Here is a 21,195-nt window from a genome sequence, read left to right as displayed (position 1 = left end):
CTACGGCTTGCGGCGCCGGGTGGATTTCTTTGCCTGCCCTTTTTTCACGAAAGGCGCATAAAACGGCTCGCCTTTTTTCGCTTTTTTCTTGCTCTTTTTTGCCTTTTTCAAGCCGGCATCCCTGCGATGCTTTTTCTTTGACTTCCCGGGCGAATCCGGATAATCGGCGATCTCACCGTCGGCCTTGCCGCTTGCCGGAATGGCTTCCGATGCCTGTTCTCCGGATACCGATGCTCCCTGGCTGCCTCCTGAATTTCCGCCCCGGACATTCCCCTGTCTGAGCTTCAGCAGAGCCGCAGCCACTTCCACCGGCGCGTACCTGTCGGCGGCAATCGCCTCAATCTCTTCGATAAAGGGGCGCAAGCCGCCGGCCTCCAGGGTAGAGCGCACCTCCTCCAGAAGCGCGCCCATCTTGCTGGCTTCTACAGCCTTGATGGACGGGAGAGGAATGACCTCGATTCGGGTTTTCAGTTTGCTCTCTATATACCGGATATTCCGGCTTTTTCTGCCGGCTGAAAACGTATAGGCGACTCCGGTTTTACCGGCCCGACCGGTGCGTCCGATCCTGTGCACATAATATTCCGGATCCTGCGGGATGTCGTAATTAAAAACCACATCGACATTGTCGACATCGAGTCCGCGGGCAGCAACATCGGTTGCTATCAGCACATCGATCCGGCCCTGCCGGAATTTTTTCATGACTTTGTCGCGTACTGCCTGTGACATATCCCCGTGAAGTGCGTCGCTGGAGTATCCTCGCGCCTGCATCTCCCCGATAAGCTGGTCGCAGGTCCGTTTCGTATTGCAAAATATCAGTGCCAATTTGTACTGGTGAAGGTCCAGCAGGCGACAGATACCCTCGGTTCGCATGGAGTCACGCGCCTCAACGACAAACTGCCGGATGCCGTCAGCCGACGGTGTCTTGCCCTTCACCTGAATCATCTCGGGTTCGTGAAAGAACCGGGCCATGATTCTTTTGATCTCCGGTGACATGGTTGCCGAAAACATGATCGTTTGCTTCTGCACCTCCTGGCCGGCAAAACCCAGGATCTCTTCGATGTCATCGCGGAAGCCCATATTCAGCATCTCATCGGCCTCATCCAGCACCACCATTTCAAGGTGATCGAGTTTCAGAGTGCCGCGTTTCAAATGGTCGATGACCCGGCCGGGGGTACCTACCACAATTTGGGTTCCTTCCCTGATCATCCGTATCTGACGTTGGATGGGCTGCCCGCCGTAAACCGGGGTCACCTGCACCCCTTTGATGAATTTTGAGAGCTTGATGAACTCTCCGGTCACCTGAACCGCCAGCTCGCGGGTCGGGCACATAACGATAACCTGAACATGTTTCGAAGATGTATCAATTCGCTGAAGAGCGGGAATGGCGAATGCCGCCGTTTTCCCGGTACCGGTCTGTGCCTGGCCGGCAACGTCCCTGCCCGTGAGTATGACCGGGATGGCAACTTCCTGAATTTTCGTCGGTGCTTCAAATCCCATTTCCTGAATAGCTTTGAAAATGGGCGTACTGATTCCAAGACCAGTAAATAGTTGGGTATTCACAAGAGTAATTATTTGGTGTACAGACGCTCCTTGTCACGCAAGGATGAACGATCCCGCATTTCGGGAACGCATATTTCTCCCTCTTCTGATATTGCCGCCAGGTACACTTCTTTGATCTGCAGGAAAAGGGAACGAACTGAGCAATCTCACCAATAAGGAAGGCTTGTTATGCGCATCCGGCATAACGAGCGCAAAAGATACGGAATTAATTCAAGAATTGATAACGCGCAACGCGATATGGGCGGATCAGGAGGGGCGGGCGGGTCCGTCATCAAACCTTGCCGGATAACGCAACGCCTGGTCAAGACGCCGGTCGTATTCTTTCGCTTCAATTTCAATGCATCCGAACTGGCCGAGGTGCGGGGTGTAAAACTGGGTGTCCCAAAGACGGAACCCACGCTCCTGAAGCCGCTTGTGGCAATAAAAGAGGGCGAGCTTGCCCATTTCCGGTTCATACTGGAAAATGGATTCGGCAAAAAAGGCGGAGCGGAGCGCAACGCCATACAAACCTGCGACCAGCCGGCCTTCCCGGTACACCTCCACCGAATGAGCGTAGCCCGCTTCATGCAACTGAACGAACGAATCTATGATCCGGCCGGAGATCCAGGTCGATTTCCGGTCAGCACACCCTTCGATTACTGCCTTGAAATCATTATTGACACTCCACCGGTGAGGCGTGTTCCGGATCAGACGCCGGGTTTTACGGGAGATGTGGAAGCCGTCAATGGGAATCACGCCGCGACGTACCGCCGTATACCAGTGGTATTCCGGGTCATTTCGGGACCGTGCCATGGGAAAGATTCCTTTGGCGTATCCTTCAATCAACACCTCTACGGGGATGACTTCAGCCGGTCTCGAACTGTTGTTTCTCGCTTCCGTCATGTTGCGTTGATTTCATCCGGATGCGGTCCGAATTCCCGCGTCTGTTATCAATACCGGGTCAGGACTTGATGCCGGCCTCAAACTGTTCCAGTGCCGATTCAACCCTGTTGCGTTCGGCATAGCTATCCATCCAGTCCGGCGGCAGCAACTCCACTCCTCCCAGGGCTCCAAACAAACTGCCGAGATAGAAGCAAGACGCCTCGCTCTCGCCCCCCAGGTTTGCGGCAGCCAACAAGGCCTTCCGGTAATCATTATGGTGCCGGTGGAAGACCGCTCCTACAAAAGTGATCATATCTTCGGCAAGCTTGCTGACATTTCCGCACGATTTTGCAATAGCTTCGAGGGGCTCGTCCATCATGGGCTCGGTTACCTGCATTCGGCGCCTGATTTTGTAATCGCCGGGAAAGTGCGACTCGGCTTCGCGGATAAACTTCGTAGCCTGCAGCAGAAAATCATCCGGGTCAAAGGAGGCCGGGGTCTGGCTGAACAGATAGTTGAGCAGCCGGAGATATAACCAGATGCTCTGCTGCCATACGACCGAGGAGGGGGTGAGCGACTGCATCCACCCGATAAGCTCCTCCAGTGTGACCCGACCCTCGTTCAACAGCCTCGCGGCCGGAATAGCGAAAGAGAACGTATAGTGCCCGCCATCGGGAAAGGGAGGCCAGGCAAAAGTGGTTGATTTCGGCCACTTCTCGGGATACTTGTTCAAGGCCTGCTTGATCGTAAACGCAAACTCCTGCAGGTCGGGCAGCGGTTTGGAGGCTGCCAGAACAGAGAGCAGGGCCTCGGTCTGGCGTACGGAGTGCCTTTCGCTCACCGGACTGAAATCCTCCTGCCCGATTCGGCTTATGAAACCCGTGATTTCACCATATTCCTTAGACACTTCCCCGGGTGTCAGCCCTTCGGCCGGCATGCCGATGGCCTCTCCGATTGCGGCGCCCAGACAGGTTGCATGAAATTTGTTTTTAATCTGATCTGACATAACTACGCTCCGTTCTTCTTTTGTTGGATGATACTTGTATTCCGGGATGGACACAATGCCCGGACTGTGTTTTTTCTGAGTTTCAGGACAAGAGATTCGCTTTGGTCCGTTCCCATTCGTTTTTTCTGGCCTCCGTCCATTGTTCCGATTCCCTGACGGCTCCAAGAAGCGCCTCCGGCACTCCGGATCCCGGCGCGCCGCTGTGATGGTAAACTGTTTTTCCTACCTGCTCTGTGGCACCCAAAGTCTCCCGGAAAGTCGCCGGTTGCGAGGTATCGGACTTCCCGGGCACATCCTGCTGCCCTGTGTCACCCTCCCTGCCGGCCGAGCCCTGTTGGTTGGCTGCATCTTCCGGGTCCGCAGCGCTCTGTCTGCTCTCCGCGCCGTGCCGTTCCGCAACCTTCCGGTACGCTTCGCGGAAGGGCATGCCTCCGGCAACCAGCCTGTTGGCTTCATGCGTGGCATAGACATCCGGTGTCAGGCTGCTGCGTGCACGGTCGCGGTTGAACTCAAGGCCCGACAGCGCGTGGCGCACCGCTTCGGCCAGCATCATGGATTGCCGAACGGCAGAAACCACACTCTTTTTCACTACCTGCAGGTCGCGGTGATAACCCGAACCCAGGTTTGCCGGAATACCCGCCAGGTGTGTTCTTGCGGCCTGAAAATCATGGTACGCGCCACGAATCAGTTCCCACGCATCGGGGTTACGCTTTTGCGGCATGATACTGCTGCCCGACACCTGGTCTTCACTGAGGGTTACCAGCGACCAGGAGGGGTGCATGAACAGCACGACATCCGAAGCCATCCGGTTGAACGTCAGCGCACCATAGGCCAGTGCATCCACCACCTGCATTTCAAATCTGCCCCTGGACAACTGGGAGGCCGCAACCGGCTCCTGCACACTGGCAAAGCCCAGCTGCCCGGCAACATATTCCCGATCCACACGGATGTAGGGGACTCCGTATCCCGCGGCGCTTCCCAGCGGTGACCGATCCACCAGCGTGAATGCCGATTGCAGCGCCTTGAGGTCCGATGCCAGCAGATCCAGATACCCGGCGGCCCATGCATCCACCGAGTGGGGCATGGCGGGCTGGGTGTGGGTCATTCCGGCAAAAAAGACGCCCTTGTACGATTCGGCAATTCCCGCCAGGCGGTTTGCCACGGAAAGCCACTCCGCAGCGATATCAACAATCGATTTTTTCATGAACAGCCGCATGTCGGCCAGTACCTGGTCATTTCGGGAGCGGCCCGTGTGGATACGCGCGCCATCCCGGCCGGCTTTCTCCGTCACGTACTTTTCCACGGCGGAGTGGACATCTTCGTCATCCGGACCCAGACCGAAGGCTCCATCCTCCCATTCCTGCCAGGCGTTCCTCAATGCGGAGACCACTTTTTCATAGCCCGGCTGGTCATACACTCCGACGCGGAGAAGCATGCGCGCCTGGGCCAGGTTCACCAGGATGTCATACGGGACCAGGTTCCGGTCGAGTTCCCGGTCCTCTTCCGCCGTAAAACGGTAGAACCAGGTCCGGTCTGACTGAGAGTGCTCCCGGGCGCCGGTTTTTCCTTCCGTTTTTTGCCATAGTGTTTTCATCTGTTTAAAAATTTTGATTTCACCTCGTGATCTTCGATTCGCTTTCGCGTTACTCTGGGCACCTCGTGATCTTCGATTCTAATGTCAGATAGTATGATATGACCGGTTTTAATCATGCGTCTATGTGTCCTGATACCCGCCCGGTCATGATCATTTCACGGGACGGTTATCCGGGATGAGGGTTACGGTGATGTTGGATGGTATTGGATGCCGGTTAGTTTACGGTGATCCGGTGGCCGCACTGCGGCTTTGTCCGTCTCCATCTTCATGGTTGTGAATTCGTTCAAAAAAGCGTTTGATGATTTTCTGATAGACCGGCACGGCTTTTTCAACCTGTTCAACGGCAATGGATTCGTTGGCCGTATGAGAGTCGCTGCTGTTGCCCGGTCCGATTTTAATTGCCGGCACATCCGACAGGAATACCCAGTCGGAGCTGGTCGGCGAGCCAAACAGCGGATTGCCCGTTACTTCTTCCGCAGCCAGGGCCACCGGATGCGACGGATCGGTGCTGGTGGAGACGAAACGGTCGCTGTGAATCTCCACGGGGATCTGAAGCACTTTCCGCAGCCGTTCAATGATGACCTCGTTCGGCACCTCGGGAATGGTGCGGATATCCAGATACACCCTGCAGGAGTCCGGATACGCGTTGCGTGTCGTTCCTCCTTCGATCGTCGTCGGTGTAATCCGGGTTTTTCCCAGGAATGGATTTTCATCGGGGAAGTCGACGGCTTTGAGCAGCTCCAGCCGGGAAGCCATTTCGTAAATTGCGTTGGGACCGGTAACACGGGCCGCGTGTCCCGCTTCGCCTTCGGTCTCCAGCTTCAGCACCAGCAGGCCCTTTTGCGCGGCACACGGGTGGAGCATTGTCGGTTCACCGATCAAGGCGGCATCCGGGGGCTCAATGATTTCCCTCAAATACGCCATGCCGTTGTTGTAACCGGCGCTCTCCTCGCAAACCGTCACGGCCAGGCTCACCCGACCTTGTGGCCGGTATCCCGTGCGGGCCATTTCGAGCAGCGCGACCAGCATGCTGCTGACCGACGCCTTGGCATCGGTGCTGCCCCGCCCATAGATCCGCCCCTCTCTTTCCACGGGTTCAAAAGGGTCGCCCGCATGACGGGCAGATGGAGGAACCACATCCGAGTGAGAATTCATCAGCATCCAGGGTCTTCCCGAGCCCAAATGAAATATCAGATTATCCTTGTGCCTTTCCACCTCCAGAAGTCCGGTTGCGGCCACCTGCGACTCAAGCCAATCCACCAGCTCCTTCTCCTTCGTGCTGACGCTTGGAAAGCGAATCAGCTCTTTCAGAAGCGCGACCGCCGATATGTCTTTCAGAAAATCCATGACAAGAAATCAGTTTATTCCCTCATCGGAGGGGCGGGAAGGGGGCGGCACCTCCGGGTTATCGGAATCGGGACCGGAACCGTCGCCCGGATCGGAACCGTCGTCCGGACCGAAACCGGGGCCGTGATCCGGGTGAGTGCCGGAGGGGCCGGGCTCCCGGTCGTCTGCGACCAGGCGTGTGCCGCCACCGGCTGCAAGGGTATCCGCATTGGTCATTCTCACCAACGGAATCCCTTTTTCCAATGCTTCAAACGCGGTCAACAGTTTCGGCTTCATCCCGTCCCTGACCCAGCCCTCCCTGAGGCCGAGCTGCCAGTCGGTCCGTCGCATCGTTGCGATCGGCTTTTGAGCGGCATCCAGCACTGCCGGCGGATCCATCAGCATAATCAGTTCATCCCCCTGCATCGCCAGGGAGATTCGGATGGCGAAAGTATCGGCATTTACATTGAGCACCCCCTCGTCACGTGACCATGTCAGGCATCCGATGACAGGGATGAACCCGGAATCCAGCAGGGCTTTGGGCAGAGTGGTGTCAACGGCATCAATTTCACCGACCAGGCCGAAGTCAACGGGCTCTCCGTCGATATCAAACGGGGGCCTGCGGTGCGAGGTGGTCAGGCCTCCATCCACGCCGGAAATACCAACGGCCGACAGGCCTTGCTTCCTGAGGAAAGCAACCAGTTCGCGATTGGCTTTGCCTCCGACGGTATAGAGCAGAACCTCCCGGGTGTCGTCATTGGTGATGCGCCGTCCGGCCACTTGCTGTACGGGTATCTTCAGCCGTTTGCTCAACCCGGTGATCTGCTTGCCGCCGCCGTGGGTCAGCACAATCCGTTTGCCCGCATTTCTCTCACGGATGATGTATTCAGCGAGTTTTCCGAGCGCGCTGGAATCCGCGATCACATTGCCGCTCAGCTTAATTATGATGGTATCCGCCTGTTTCTCTTTCATTGGGTGATTTCAAGCCGTGTTATTGTTGCCGGCTCTGTCATAACAAGCCCCAGAGTTTCAACAGCACCGCCTTTTGCGCGTGCAGCCGATTTTCGGCCTGACCTATGTGAATTGCTCCGGGTCCGTCCAGCACTCCGTCGGTAACGACGACATTTCGCCGGACCGGCAGGCAGTGCATGAAGCCGGCGTCGCTGGTCAGTGCCATCTTCTCCTCGTTGATGGTCCAGTCGGCGTAGGTTTCGGTACGCTGGGCATGCTCGGCTTCGGTGTCCCGGTAAACGAGCGGCCCGGCCCACGATTTTCCATAGATGATATCGGCCTGCTGAAACGCCTCCTGCTGGTCGTGACTGACATCCAGCGACGATCCGTTTCTTTCAGCATGCCCCGAAATGCCGTCCAGGATCCGTTGATCCGGCTCCATGCCGGGCGGGCAGGCGAGGGTAACCTCCATTCCCAGCCTTGCGGCTATTTCCAGCGCGCTGTTGGGTACTGCCATCGGAAGCGCTTTGGGATGGGGTGCCCAGCTCAGAACAAACTTTTTTCCTTCGGGCCGGTTTCCGAACCGCTCCATGATGGTCAGCCCGTCAGCCAGCGCCTGACACGGATGCTCACGCGCGCTTTCCATATTGATTACGGGCACCGTAGCATATTCAGCGATATCCCGGATAAAGCGGTCCTCGAAATCGGCGTCGGGATCCTGCATTCCGGCAAAAGCCCGAACCCCGATGACATCGGCATAGCGGGAAATTACCTGAACGGCCTCCTTCAGATGCTCGGTACGGTCACCGTCCATGACGGCGCCAGTGCGGGTTTCGAAGGTCCAGGTACCCTGGCCCGGCTGGATGATGGAAGAGCCGGCCCCGAGATGCACGGCCGCCGTTTCAAACGAGATGCGGGTCCGCAGCGACGGATTGAAGAAAATCAAACCGAGCACCTTGCCCCGGGCGACCGGTTCGCGGTAATCCTGCTCCTTAAGCTGCTTAGCTTTGTCAAGCACCTCCCGCAACCCGGCATCGTTCCAGTCCGAAAGGTGAAGGAAGTGGCTTGCTGAATCTAGTCGACTGCTCATTGGTTTGTCGCTTTAGTACTTTTATTTTCAAAGTTATTGATCGGGTGCAGGTTACGCCACACCGTAACCCTCTTATATTATGTCACACGGGCACTTGAAGTGATGCCTGCTCGAAATCAAACAATTGCGGGAGGAAACATCAGGCCGGTCTCCTCGGGCAGTTCCAACATCAGGTTGAAGTTTTGAACGGCCTGTGATGCGGCTCCCTTCAGCAGGTTGTCGATGGCCACACCTACAACCACCTTGCGGCCGTCCTGAACAAATCCGATATCGGTAAAGGCACTTCCGGCAACCTCTTTCAATTCCGGCATACCCTGCCGCAACCGGACCATCGGAGCGTTGTAATACTCTTCCTCAAGCACATGCTCTGCAGGAACATCCTGGTTCAGAGTCAGGGACAGCGTCATCCATATCCCCCGTACAAAAGGACCCGAAACCGGGATAAACCGAACTTTAGGCTGCAAAGCAGTATCGGGAATCTGCCGGGACAGGCTCTGGTTTACTTCGCCCATGTGCTGATGCCGATACACTTTATAGGCCCTGACATTACCGAACCGGCTTGAAAAATGGGTTCCGGCAGAGGGGGTAGCGCCTGATCCGGACGAGCCGGTGATCCCCATCGCCTCACATTCGGAAACAAGACCGCGGCCGGCAAAGGGCAGCAGCCCCATCTGGATGGCGCTGGCAAAACAGCCGGGGTTCGCAACATGGGAAGCGAGGCGAATGTCGTTGCGAAACCACTCCGTTAGGCCATATACAAACTTGTCGATCAGCTCGGGGTGGGGGTGGGTCCATCCATACCAGGTTTCGTAATCTGCGGGGTTCTTAAGCCGGAAGTCGGAGCTCATGTCAATAATGCGCCCCTTGTAGCCCGCGTCCAAAAGGACTTTTGCTACTTCTGCAGATTTGCCGTGGGGCAGACCCAGAAATATGGCGTCGGAGTTATCGGTTGCAAGCTCCTCAAAATCCGATATGGGCAACTCAACCAGCGACTGCATCGCCTTGTATTGCTCATGAAACTGCGACCCTGCCGAACTGGCTCCGTAGAGTCTGCCGATCTCCACATTGGGGTGGCCGTGCAGGATTCGAACAGTTTCCATACCGGTATATCCGCTGGCACCTGCAATCGACACATTATAGACGGTACTCATAAAAACGGCTCCTTTTTTGTTGGCGCGGCAAAGGTAATTTCAACTACCATATCGGCCAGTTTTTTGGGATCCGCCACGGCATTTACCGCCCGGATTCCAAGGGTGTTCTGGATAAACTGAATCCCGACCAAATTGTCGGTAACCGGGCCCGTAATGATCGATATAGAACTGGTATAACGTTTTCTGAAGAAATGATCGGCCGACCAGCATCCCATGAAGTCCTGTGCGGCCACCACATGCGTGCGGGTGAACTGCATGATCTCCTTGTCCATCAAAAGGCTGTCCACACCATACGCGCCGATGATACCATCGCCGAACTCCAGTACAATCACATCGGGGTTAACGCTGTTCAGGTGCTTGATCAGGCCCTTGGCCATGGGAAGGATGTTCTTGCCGGTAGTCGAAACCAGGCCGGCCATACCAAAGTGAGCCGAAGCAATCGCTCCGTTTTCCTTCATTTCCCTTGTATCCCGCATCAGGGAGGCCCCGGTAAGTTTCGCCGCCGCCACCTTGTACCCCCTGGCGGAAAGCTGGCGGACAATCATGGTTGCGGCCATCGTTTTCCCCACATGCATACAGGTACCGGTCACGGCAATAAGCGGTGCGCTTTCGGTGAGATTATATTCCCAGTCGATGGCATAATCCTGGATACAGGCATGCTTCTGCAGGTCGCCTCCATCCTCATCGTCGGGAATCATGACGGCGCCCAGCACCTCCACCCGCATGGCCGGACCATGATCCGGGTGCGGTGACTGGCAGCTTCCGATTATTCCGCCCATATTCAAAATATGCAGAATATCTCCTTTCTTGACCGACCTCGGGATGATTCCGCTGTAACCGCGCAGCGCCTGCCGCTCACCGAGGGCACCAACCACAATCTGATCCTTGCCATACGGAATAATGACCCCCTCGCTGGTCTCGATCGTATTGTATTTATCCTTGACATCCAGCGTCCTCACTGCTACCAGATACCCCTCTTCAGCGACAATATTCGGGGCGATATTCACCCGATGACCCAATTTAACCGAAGCCGAACTGGATGCGATGATATCGGCATTGATTTCTTTCAGTTCCATATTTGTTTACACCTGTCTTTGTTTCTGATTAACCGCCAGCAATTACCGTGACCTGTTATAGATTTGTGTTCTGATACTGTACATTTTGGAATAAGCCCGGGCTTCGGTTCCGCTCCAGCCCCCGGCTTCTTCGCCATACCGCGCAACGGAATTATTCATGATGCTGTAAGAGGATGATACCTTTAGCGGGAACAATGAGCCCCGGCAGGCATAAAGCGTCACCTCTCCGGTTACACGCGCCTGTGTTGAGTTGAAAAAAGCTTCGATATCACGCATCACCGGATCATAAAAACGAGCTTCATGCAGCATGGCACCATACTGGTCTGCCAGGTTGTCCTTGATTTGCCGCTGATCCTGGCTTAGCGTCAGTTTCTCCAGCTCATGGTGTGCCAGGTAAAGGATCCTGGCTACGGGTGCTTCAAAACCGATTCTGCCCTTGATTCCCAGAATCGTATCCCCGAGATGCATCCCCATGCCAATGCCGTGATAGCGCCCAAATTCACGCAGTGCCTCCAGCAGTGCGGATGCGTCCATTTGGTGTCCGTTGACCGCAACCGGCAGGCCATGCGCAAAATCGATATTCAGCTCCTCGGGTTCATCCTCCAGTTCATGAGGCGGCTTGAGATGCGGAAAAGCTTCAAATGGAAGCGCCTGGTCGCTGCTGGTGGTCTCGGTTCCGCCCACACTGGTTCCCCAGATACCATCATTGATTGAATAGCTGGTAGTTTTCGTGGGAACTTCGAACCCACGCTCTGCCAGGTAAGCGGTCGTTTGTTCACGCGTCAGCTCCTTGTCGCGAATAGGCGTGATTATCTCGACATCAGGCATGCCGGTTCGCAGGGCCCCGTCGAAGCGCACCTGGTCATTCCCGGCCCCGGTGGAGCCGTGAGCAATCCGGTTGGTTCCCTGCTGCCTCGCATATTCCAGAATCATCTCGGCCTGGATATAGCGCTCCGATCCCACACAAAGCGGGTAGGTCCGGTCGCGCAGCACATTCCCCTTGATCAGGTATGAGAGGATGTGGTCATATAACGGCGGGAAGCCGTCAATACTGGCAAATTCAGCGGCACCAAGGGACAAGGCGCGATCCCGGATCGCTTCCTTTTCCGCCCTGGTCAGGCCCACGCAATCCACGATCACGGCATGCACATCGCTATTATATTCTTCTTTCAGGTACGGGATGCAAAAGCTGGTATCAAGTCCCCCACTATAGGCCAATACTATCGGATCATTCATAATTATACCATTTAATGAATACGGGCAATCTGGCTTCGTTCATTTCTTCCCACCATTTCATCTGTTTAAAACTTTTGATTTCACTTCGTGATCTTCGATTCGCTTACGCGTTACACTGGGCACTTCGTGATCTTCGATTCTAATGTCAGATAGAATGACATGACCGGTTTTAATCATTCAGCTGTTAATTAAAGCTCCTGCTTCGCCATGGATATTTCTTGTAACGACATAAAAAATAGGCAAAAAAAAAGGCAGAACCTGCGAAGATTCTGCCTTTCAATTATTTAATACACAAATTTCTCAGACACAATCTTTGCACAGATCTCTTTCCAGGCGACGGCGAAAACGGCGACGGCGGCTATCATTGCAAAGATTGTATGTCATGTTCAGTTTCATAAGAAAACGGAAGAACCGAATAATCTGTAACAATGTCAATCAATCCGCTGCAAGTATTAACACTTCTTAATGCATAATCGATGGATTAGATTCCGAAATCCGGGGTCAGATGCTCCGCTATCGCTCGATATGACTTGCTTATATCCCGGTTTCTGCAGAGTGGCGGATCGGGCTGTATCGAGCGACTAACCATGTGGGCTACATGCAGCTTCCAGGTCACATGAGCGATCTGTTCCTTATCTCAGAAAGTCTCTCATGACTTTTCAACGTGCCGGCTTTAGTACCGGCACCGGACATATCTTCGGTTCGGCTTCAAACGGCACCTTATGCATCTGCAAAAAATTCCTCTACAAATGTTGCGGCTGATAAAACCGTGTACAGCTGAAGGTCCATGGCCTTCTCAAGAGCCATCGGCCGGACATCAAACCGCCCCTCCGCAATGCTTCCCCCGGTTTTCCAGACTTCCCGAAATAGCTGATAATTTTTTGGAATACCGTCATTGCCGGAGTGTGGCAGCAGAAACAGGGGAAACTCCGTAACCAGACAAAACACGGAAGGGTTGAGCCCGAGATGAAATTCCATGGAGCTGTCACGAAACATGGCGGCTGTTTCAGTGTCCTCTTTCTGCAAAAAGAACTGCCTCATGGCAGATCCTTTTGGAGTTGAAGAGAAGCCCGGCCCCATGTAGTTGAAGCCCTTATCGCCGGCGCGGTCGTGATCATGCGGCATCAGCCCCTGCTGCTCCATCTCCGAGCGAAACCGGTTGCGCCAATCGCGGGTTTTCGATTCCCACGCGTCGTTGACCAGCAGCAGAAATCCTTCCGATACGGCCATGCCGTGGAGGCTTACATGGATATCCGCAGGACCACTTTTCCACCAAAACTCCGATGCCGCCCGGTTTTCCACCCGCATATCCGGGTAACCAAACTCAATATCCCTGCCGGGAAGCTCCCGCTCAACCAGTGAAAAAAACCGTTCCGGGTCCGGCCAGTGCCTTATCCAGGAAGCGTTTGCCGCATCTCCGTCCGGATTCACATGCGGAATCACCAAAAACCGGAAACGGGACAGCAATCCGTCAAACGCCTGCCGGTTTTGCAAAAGTGACAATATCAGGCGGTATAGTGTGTTGGGGCCAACAGGTTCATCCGCATGAGCGCCGGCAACCAAACTAATTGTTATCGGACCGTGGCCCAGCTCAAACCCGTATATCGGCCTACCCTGCTCGCTTTCTCCGATAACGCTTTCATGCGCTCCGGCCTCTTTCTTTAGTACCGATAAAAACTGCGTGTATTCCCACATTAAGGCAGGATCGACTGACGATAGCATTTTTTTTCGTTCCATCTGCATAATTGAACAACTTCTGAATATTTCTGCCGACACCGTTAGATTGAGAACTGTCCATGATTATAACGACATTACCAGTAACGACAAACCGAACCGGAGTCCATTGAACCATGATTTACGAATTCCTGAATGCCCGCCCGCACTTCGACGAATCCTGCTTTATTGCCCCAAGTGCCGATATAATCGGGGATGTGACACTTGGCAGCGAATCAAGTGTCTGGTTTAACGCGACCCTTCGCGGCGATGTGAATTATATAGAAATTGGTCAACGGACCAATATCCAGGATAACGCCTGTATTCATGTCACCAACCGCACTGCACCAACGCGAATCGGGGATCAGGTGACTGTCGGACACAGTGCGGTCATCCACGGTTGCACGATCGGCGACCGTGTTCTTGTCGGCATTCAATCCGTTGTACTGGACCATGCCGTGATTGAGCCCGACTGCATGCTTGCTGCCGGCAGCCTGGTGCCGCCGGGTAAAATCATGCCCTCCGGATATTTGTGCATGGGATCGCCGGCCAGGCCGGTCCGCAGGCTTACCGACGAAGAACGCTCCTCCCTGGTTACCTATTCCGACCACTATGTCACCTACATGCGCGCCTATCAGCAAAAGGATACGTATGAAAAAAATCCATTTTATGATCGCTGATTGTGTCGGTTAAGAGGCGTTCCGCCAAGCGGTATGAACCGACGGCAAGAGTTGGCGACACTGCCCGGGCACAGGCCAACCTGCTGTTTATAATATTCAGGATTATCCGCATCTTACACACATGAAGGGACTCTCTGTCAAACGACCCGCGAACCTGTCCGACTCAACCATCCCGCTTTGCCTACGTTTCTCTCCAAACACCTGAGCAAGATCATCATATACACATCGTTGATCTTTTTGCTTGCCGGCTTGTACTATGCCGACTATCTGGTCAGGCCCAAGATCTATTCGCATGCCTATCTGCTCTATTCCGTACTCTTCCTGTGGGCAGGATTTCTGCTTTACAGTGTCTGTTGGGGAAAAGTTCTGGGCTCGGAGTACCGTGACATCCGAAACCGGACCATCATGGCCAGCGCCGGTCTCTCCATTTTCGGAAAATACATTCCGGGACGCCTGTGGGTTTTGCTTGGACGCTCCGCCTATGTGGAAAAGCACAGCGACCACAGTCTGGGGCCGCTTTCCCTGCTCTCCTTCAAGGAACAGATCATCAGCATCTGGGTGGGGTTTTTCCTGGGCCTGATCGGCTACAATCTGGCCGGCAACTTTTCTGTCGGCGGCATTACCGGCGCCCTTATCTGGCTTGGTATCACCCCGTTCATATTCAGTTCGATGTTGCCCAATATTGTGAACAAGGTGATGATGCGCGTCATGAAACGGGAGGTAAACATCACTCCCCTGGACTGGCACATGATTCGGCGGGTGGTGCCCTACAGTTTGCTGAACTGGGCCATTTGGGGTGCCGGCTTCTATTTGCTGGTCCAGGCGCTGGTGCCTCATGATGTACCCCTGCTCACCGGACTCTGTTTTCCTCTGGCCGCCAACATTGGAGTCATCGCCTTTTTTGCTCCCGGCGGCATTGGTGTCCGGGAAACCATGATCGTAATCTACCTCAATCAGCTCGGACTCAGTGTCGGCGAAGGCACCACCATTGCACTGGCATCGCGACTCTGGTTCCTGTTTGGGGAGGCTTTCCTGTTTGTGGTGGGCAATGCCGCCCATGTCGCTCGTTCCTACTGGCGGCCTATTGCCGATTAGCGGCTCATCACCCTTCATCACGCATCAAATGAGCGGTATCTATATTCACATTCCCTTCTGCAGACAGGCATGCTCGTACTGCGACTTCTATTTTGTCACACGCGAGCAGCTTATCCCTGCTTTTGTTGATGCTCTTGTATTCGAGATTTCCAGTGTCGGCCGGAATCCGGATATCCCGGAATCTATCCTCGGCAAACCACTGCAGACCCTCTACTTCGGAGGCGGAACCCCCTCCCGGCTTGATGCATCGCAGTTCGACCGCATTGTGGAAACATTGCATCATCGGTTCGACCTTTCACAACTCCGGGAATTCACCGTGGAAGTCAACCCGGAGGATGTCAACGCCGGGTGGCTGTCGCATCTGAAAATGCTGGGGGTGACCCGTCTGAGCATGGGGGTCCAATCTTTTCAGCCGGAGCTACTGCACTTCATGCACCGGGCGCACAATGCCCCACAGGCGCATCGTGCTCTGGAACTGGTTGCGGCTGCCGGCTTCGAGACCTTCAGCGTGGACCTGATTTACGGCAGTCCCGGACAAAGTGTGCATCAGCTCGAAGAGGACCTGGATGTTCTCCTCGGCTACAAACCACCTCACATCTCGGCATACTCGCTGACCCTGGAACCAAAAACCCGTCTTGGCAAACAACTGGAGCTGGGGCGACTGATCCCCGCCGATGATGATGATGTCGCTATTCAGGCTCGGCTGATACGTCGTACACTCCGGTCTCGCGGAATTGAGCCCTATGAAGTCAGCAATTATGCGGTGCCTGGTCACGAAGCGGTGCACAATACCGCATATTGGCGGCATGTCGATTATCTCGGACTGGGGCCGGCCGCCCACTCATTTTTCCGGGACCCGGATGGCAAAACAGCTACACGCCGCCATAATCCACCGGATTTGCACGCCTATTCCCAAAAATGGGCCCGCTCCCAATCCGCCGCCGCCCAATCACCGGCATCCGGGGAATCAAATACCTGGCATGAACCGGAACGGCATTCCCCCGATTCCAATCAAACGAATATCCCGCCGGCCCAACCAGGCGGCCAGCCAGCGGACAGGGATCCAACCGGTCGAAAACCCGACTCCACTGTTGAAAATCTTTCTCCTGAAACCCTTGCTGAGGAGCGAGTTATGATGGGCCTCAGGATGGCGGAAGGGATTTCGGTTGATGTGCTGAAAAGCAATTACGGGTATGAGCTCACCGATAACCAGCTGGAGATCATCAAGCAATTTCGAAATGAGGGGCTGATAGCCCCCGGAAACCCCCTGCGCCTGACAGAAAACGGTACAATGCTGGCGGATTACATTACCGTCAAGGTACTGCAGGTGCGATAAACGAAGAGCAAGCGGTTGTCCTTAAAACCGTGTGGATCCTTGTCTCATAATTCCTTGTTTGGGTCACATGCCCACGATAGGCCCCCTTTGTAGCCATCTGGCACTATTTGACAAGCGTCATTTTCCTGGTTTCACGGTATGCCCCGGCCTGAATTCGGTACAAATAGACCCCGCTGCTTAGGGCGTGATAATTTCCGGCATCAAAGCGAACGGAATGGTACCCTTCGCCTCTTACTTCATCCAGCAGGGTGGTTACCAGCCGGCCGGTAATGTCAAACACTTCGAGCCTGACCGGCACCTGCTCCGGCAGTGTAAATGAGATCCTTGTTTCAGGATTAAACGGATTGGGGTAATTCTGGCTCAGTTCAAAAGCTGCAGGGGTGTGTGATGGCGGCCCGGCGTCAACCGGTGCGCTAACAACGATGGTATCCATAGCGGGGTGGTGCACCACATACTCATGCTCATCCAGTCGGAAGTCGGCTACGGAAAAATGTACGTCCCCGCTATTGCTTGGCCTCCAGTTCAGCACAAGCAGGTCATCCGGCGTGTTTTCCAGAATCCAGTCCGGTCCGGAGCCCATCGGAACCGAAGAGGCATACGCCAGCCGGAGCGTATTCTGATCAAAATAATACTCCCAGCCTTCCGACTGTCCGGGCTCATTGGCTGTTTCCAAATCATCCAGAAACCGCAGCCCGAGGTTTTCCGGCTTGCTGCCATCGTACCCGACAGGATAATCAATATCCAGCTCCAGATACAGGGAATACCACAACGAATCGGATGCTCCCGACACCGACAATACGAGCGACATATCATGATCGGCAAACACCACACTGCTCCTGGTTCGCAATTCTACGATAACCGTATCCCGCGGCCCCGAATCCGGATCCAGTTTGGCAGCCGGAAAAACGGTACTCCCGCTGGCATCGATACTACCGAACGCTTCCCATGATGGAGCCTTGCCCGTGCCACGGCTGTCTGCCGGAAATGACGGGAGGTCGCCGTCCAGATGGCGGAACAGCAGCGATGCGTCGTAGGGGGTGAGCGTCCCGTTGCCGCTCACATCGCCGATGTAACGCTGAAATGCCGATGGTGAAGCGTTGTTGACGGGGTATGACAGAATATTTTGTGCGTCATCATGTGTCGGCAAACCGTTTCGAAGAAGATCCCCGTAGGCCCAAATGCCGTCTATCGCATCCCCGGATCCGGCAAAAATCTGGTTATTCACCGGAAGCTGATGATTGCTGTTGACGGCGACCATGCCCAGCCACCTCAGCTCCTCCCATTGAAGCGGCAAGCGGTGTTTTGGGGGATTATTCGTTGAGGAAGGAATTATCAGCTCGATGAGGTCACCGCTCAGGGTTTTTGCCAGCAGGCCGATTCCGATTCCGGGGCGGTCTTCAAACAATGCCAGGGCAGCCTGACCCTTTTCGCCGATTTCATCCGCCTGAAACTCAAAGTATCTGGCCGCTCTCGGGGGAATCTCCACAGGATCATCCGGAAAACCGGGCAGATTGGTGTATTGCGCATACATGCCGGCTGCCGGATAGCGCCCCTGTTCGGAGAAGCCGTAATACACAACGGGATCTGGTTCTCCCGGCATGTCGGCGGCCGATGTGTAATCTGCGGGGGCCATGTGCCAGAGATGGTTGCGAATCAGAGCCGATTCAAAATTATCACCGCGATTCACCAGTTCGGCACTCATCGCCTCGATAAACGGGAGGTAATGATTATCGCGGATGCGATCCCACACATCCACCCAGTATGAGATGCCATAGTGTTCGGCATAAAACAGCGACCAGGTCACATGGCTGTAGGAGCGACTGACACTCGAGGATGGCACGGTGCTCTCGGGTGACCGGAACAGCGACCAGGGTTCATCAATGTAGTTATAGTAATCATTTACATCGGGGTGGACGATATTCTCCATCATGGTGGCATCCATCTCCAGCCAGGAGGTGTTGCCCGCGTCACCGCGAAAACAGTTGGTGGCGTATTGAATGGCGTGCTTGAACTCATGGGCTATGGTCGCCTTCAGCGCCCCGAGCCGGTGGTCCTGATAGTCGTTGGGTGGAAAACCGTCGAAATTGCTGTGAACGACAATTTCGAAGGGCCTTTCACGGCTGAAGGTCCCGTAAAATCCGAAGTCACTGTAACGGATGGTGATCATGGTATCCTGATGGCTTCCGTCTCCCCATTCCCTGCAGTCATTGACCCGGCGCACCGTCGGGTCGGTAAAGCCCAGTGTCTCCACCTGATAGCGATACGATGAATCGGCATAATGCGCGGTCTGTATCACATGGTCGGGCACATCGGGGTTCAGGGTGTACACCGCCGGCACGGAATCGCGCCCTTCGGTAGTGTACAGAATCCGGAATATTCCCGAATCGGAAATATAGCTTTTGAGCCCTGTCGTGTCTGTGCTGGTTTTAGATGCGGCCAGTAACGCTTTTGTATGCGGTGGAAGTTGATCGCGCGACGCTCCGGATATATCCTCATAGGGGAGCATACAGCGGATGGTGTGCTGCCCGTAAACCTCACCGGAGGGCAGGCCCGGTCGCATCAATGCGAACATCACCAGAAGCAAAACGCCTATTTTCCTCATAGTGCAATCTCAGCAGCAAGAATCGTAACAATGGTGTATTCGGGGTTGCTGATTTTGCTTCCTCCGCAAACCACCCTGTTTGAGGTCGTTGGGGCCGCCGCCATCAATGTGCAAACGAAACTCCCCATTACCGTATCAACGTCATTTTACCTGTTTGTTGTACATCTTCTGTGCGAAAACGATAGAGATAGACTCCGGATGGGAGTCCGCCGGCATCCACCGGTACCTCATGACGTCCCGCCTTCATTTCCTCATCCAGAATAACCCTGACTCTCCTTCCAAGCACATCATACATGGTTATGGATACCCTGGAATCCTCAGGCACACTGAAAACAATCCGCGTGTGCGGAGCGCCCCGTGAGGTACTAAAAGGATTGGGGTAATTGTGTTCCAGTGTGGCAATTTCCGGAACACTGCGAACACTCAGCTCAATGGAATAATCCAGCGGCTCAGAGCGATCCGCGTTGACAATTACAACGATGAAAGAGTCCAGATCGGCTGTTGTGAAAGGGGACACGCTCTGTGTTTCGTTTCCTTCCGCAGCCGGCACGATCCATTCCATGGCGCCGCCATCCCTTTGATAGCCCACAATACCGACCGCTGCCTGATGGTGGTTATGGGTAAAGTGAAGGTCGATTTCTCCGATTTGACCCGGGCCGGGCCGAAGCATGCGGTACGTACCCGAAAGGGGAGGGAGCTCGAGCCAGTCATTATATCGTTCCGGTATCGGATAAACCTGTTCCGCCATATAAGCATCGGGGTATGCATCCGCTTCGCTGAATCCATATCCCGGAATCTGTCGCGATCCCGCAGTAGCATGCCATAGATGGTTTCTTGCCAGTTTTGAGGAAAATGCCCGGTCACTGGCGGCATCGGATGGTTTCCGCAGCGTTTTTTTCATCGCATCGGCCATGGGTATAAAATGGTCATCGGCGATGGCATCCCAGGTGCCGGCCCAGTAATCCATTGTCAGGTATTCGGCATAAAACAGCGACCAGGTCACATGCCCGTAAGAATCTGCTACACTCTCGGAAGGAATTCCGTGGTGCGGAGCGCGAAATACCGAACTGTTGGAAGTGATGTAGTTATAATAGTCGTTAACCTGGGGAAAAACGATATTCTCCATCATGGTGGCGTCCATTTCGAGCCACGACTGATTGCCCGCATCCCCCTGGAAGCAGTTGGTTGCATACTGGATCACGTGCTTCAGTTCATGCGCGATGGTAGCTCTCAGCGCTCCGTGAACATGTCCGTCCGGATCGGTATTGGGAGGAAACCCCCTGAAGTTATTGTGAACCTGAATTTCAAACGGACTACTGGGGAAAAAGAGTCCATAGAACCCGAAAGAGCGAAACCGGATGGAGAGGGTGGTATCCTGCCACTCGCCAATCCTGCTACCGCACTCAACGCCCTGATGCACCGAGGGGTCCACAAAACCCAACTCTTCCACCTGTTTACGAAACGCGTAATCGGCATATTCGGCGGCCCACTCCACGTAATCCGGGACACCGGACCCGTTGCTGCCTTCTGTCGGAACAGCATGAGTTCCTTCGGTAACATACAAGAGCCGGAAGCGGCCGGACTCCGACAAAAACTCCTGCTCTCCGGGAATTAGCAGATTTTGGACCTCCTGCATTTTGGCAAGTACTTCAGGGTCTGTTGACGCAGGATCCGCCTGGTGCCGAATCACATGTGGTGTGAAACATTTGACAGGATCATCATGGCCCGGTCCTTTTTGTGCCGCATGAGCCGGCCGATCCGATTCCTTTCCCTTGGTGTCAAACGTTCGTTCCGAGGCAGGTATGGCGGCAGCTTCATACCCTTTTACCGGTTCCGGGGGGAGCATCATAAAAAGTGTCGCCGACAGAGCAAAGGATACAAGGAGTGGGGCTGAGCGCATGGGTGATTTGCAAACGAA

General features: G+C 54.7%; 16 protein-coding genes. 3 read left to right on the top strand and 13 right to left on the bottom strand.

From position 1 onward, the window contains the following. From QA596_06215 to QA596_06165, 11 genes are all read right to left on the bottom strand, one after another. Positions 1 to 1,560, bottom strand: coding sequence for a DEAD/DEAH box helicase (locus QA596_06215; GenBank protein MDG5767054.1), 1,560 nt, complete (start codon positions 1,558 to 1,560; stop codon positions 1 to 3). A gap of 246 nt (positions 1,561 to 1,806) precedes the next feature. Beyond that, the gene (aat, locus tag QA596_06210) at positions 1,807 to 2,442 is read right to left on the bottom strand and encodes a leucyl/phenylalanyl-tRNA--protein transferase (protein MDG5767053.1); all 636 of its coding nucleotides are present in this window, start codon (positions 2,440 to 2,442) and stop codon (positions 1,807 to 1,809) included. A 58-nt stretch (positions 2,443 to 2,500) separates the two neighbouring features. Continuing rightward, positions 2,501 to 3,427, bottom strand: a complete 927-nt coding sequence (locus tag QA596_06205; protein ID MDG5767052.1) for an ADP-ribosylglycohydrolase family protein — start codon at positions 3,425 to 3,427, stop codon at positions 2,501 to 2,503. An 82-nt stretch (positions 3,428 to 3,509) separates the two neighbouring features. Beyond that, entirely contained in the window at positions 3,510 to 5,021 is a 1,512-nt protein-coding gene (locus QA596_06200) for a lyase family protein (GenBank protein ID MDG5767051.1), read from the bottom strand. 219 nt (positions 5,022 to 5,240) lie between these two features. Next, positions 5,241 to 6,368: a M20/M25/M40 family metallo-hydrolase gene (locus tag QA596_06195; GenBank protein MDG5767050.1), complete on the bottom strand. Its 1,128-nt coding sequence runs from the start codon at positions 6,366 to 6,368 to the stop codon at positions 5,241 to 5,243. A gap of 9 nt (positions 6,369 to 6,377) precedes the next feature. Further along, complete coding sequence (gene argB, locus QA596_06190) at positions 6,378 to 7,319, bottom strand: acetylglutamate kinase (protein ID MDG5767049.1); 942 nt, start codon at positions 7,317 to 7,319, stop codon at positions 6,378 to 6,380. Positions 7,320 to 7,356: 37 nt separating this feature from the next. Then, positions 7,357 to 8,388, bottom strand: coding sequence for an N-acetylornithine carbamoyltransferase (locus QA596_06185; protein MDG5767048.1), 1,032 nt, complete (start codon positions 8,386 to 8,388; stop codon positions 7,357 to 7,359). 116 nt (positions 8,389 to 8,504) lie between these two features. Further along, positions 8,505 to 9,539 (bottom strand): N-acetyl-gamma-glutamyl-phosphate reductase, encoded by a 1,035-nt coding sequence (gene argC / locus QA596_06180; protein MDG5767047.1) that lies wholly within the window; start codon positions 9,537 to 9,539, stop codon positions 8,505 to 8,507. After that, complete coding sequence (locus QA596_06175) at positions 9,536 to 10,615, bottom strand: hypothetical protein (GenBank protein ID MDG5767046.1); 1,080 nt, start codon at positions 10,613 to 10,615, stop codon at positions 9,536 to 9,538. Before QA596_06175 ends, argC begins: the two co-directional genes overlap by 4 nt. A 42-nt stretch (positions 10,616 to 10,657) precedes the next feature. Further along, positions 10,658 to 11,851, bottom strand: coding sequence for an argininosuccinate synthase (gene argG, locus QA596_06170; protein MDG5767045.1), 1,194 nt, complete (start codon positions 11,849 to 11,851; stop codon positions 10,658 to 10,660). 720 nt (positions 11,852 to 12,571) lie between these two features. After that, entirely contained in the window at positions 12,572 to 13,588 is a 1,017-nt protein-coding gene (locus QA596_06165) for a M14 family zinc carboxypeptidase (protein ID MDG5767044.1), read from the bottom strand. Positions 13,589 to 13,701: 113 nt separating this feature from the next. On the opposite strand from QA596_06165, the gene QA596_06160 reads away from it, so the two are divergent. The 3 genes from QA596_06160 to hemW all read left to right on the top strand — a co-directional run bounded on the left by QA596_06160 (position 13,702) and on the right by hemW (position 16,675). Then, positions 13,702 to 14,244 carry a gamma carbonic anhydrase family protein gene (locus QA596_06160; GenBank protein MDG5767043.1) on the top strand — a complete coding sequence of 181 codons (543 nt, stop codon included), beginning with the start codon at positions 13,702 to 13,704 and terminating at the stop codon, positions 14,242 to 14,244. Between the two features lie 177 nt (positions 14,245 to 14,421). After that, positions 14,422 to 15,339: a hypothetical protein gene (locus QA596_06155; protein MDG5767042.1), complete on the top strand. Its 918-nt coding sequence runs from the start codon at positions 14,422 to 14,424 to the stop codon at positions 15,337 to 15,339. A gap of 28 nt (positions 15,340 to 15,367) precedes the next feature. Further along, on the top strand, positions 15,368 to 16,675 hold the full coding sequence (gene hemW, locus QA596_06150) for a radical SAM family heme chaperone HemW (GenBank protein ID MDG5767041.1): 1,308 nt from the start codon (positions 15,368 to 15,370) through the stop codon (positions 16,673 to 16,675). A gap of 103 nt (positions 16,676 to 16,778) precedes the next feature. Here hemW and QA596_06145 read toward each other — a convergent pair whose 3' ends face one another. Both QA596_06145 and QA596_06140 read right to left on the bottom strand, forming a co-directional pair. Beyond that, positions 16,779 to 19,277, bottom strand: a complete 2,499-nt coding sequence (locus QA596_06145; protein ID MDG5767040.1) for a T9SS type A sorting domain-containing protein — start codon at positions 19,275 to 19,277, stop codon at positions 16,779 to 16,781. 127 nt (positions 19,278 to 19,404) lie between these two features. Next, entirely contained in the window at positions 19,405 to 21,177 is a 1,773-nt protein-coding gene (locus QA596_06140; protein ID MDG5767039.1) for a T9SS type A sorting domain-containing protein, read from the bottom strand. Positions 21,178 to 21,195 lie beyond the last annotated feature (18 nt).

The sequence above is a fragment of the Balneolales bacterium ANBcel1 genome, from assembly GCA_029688905.1.
GTDB lineage: Bacteria > Bacteroidota > Rhodothermia > Balneolales > Natronogracilivirgulaceae > SLLW01.
This window is presented reverse-complemented; position numbering and strand designations above follow the sequence as displayed.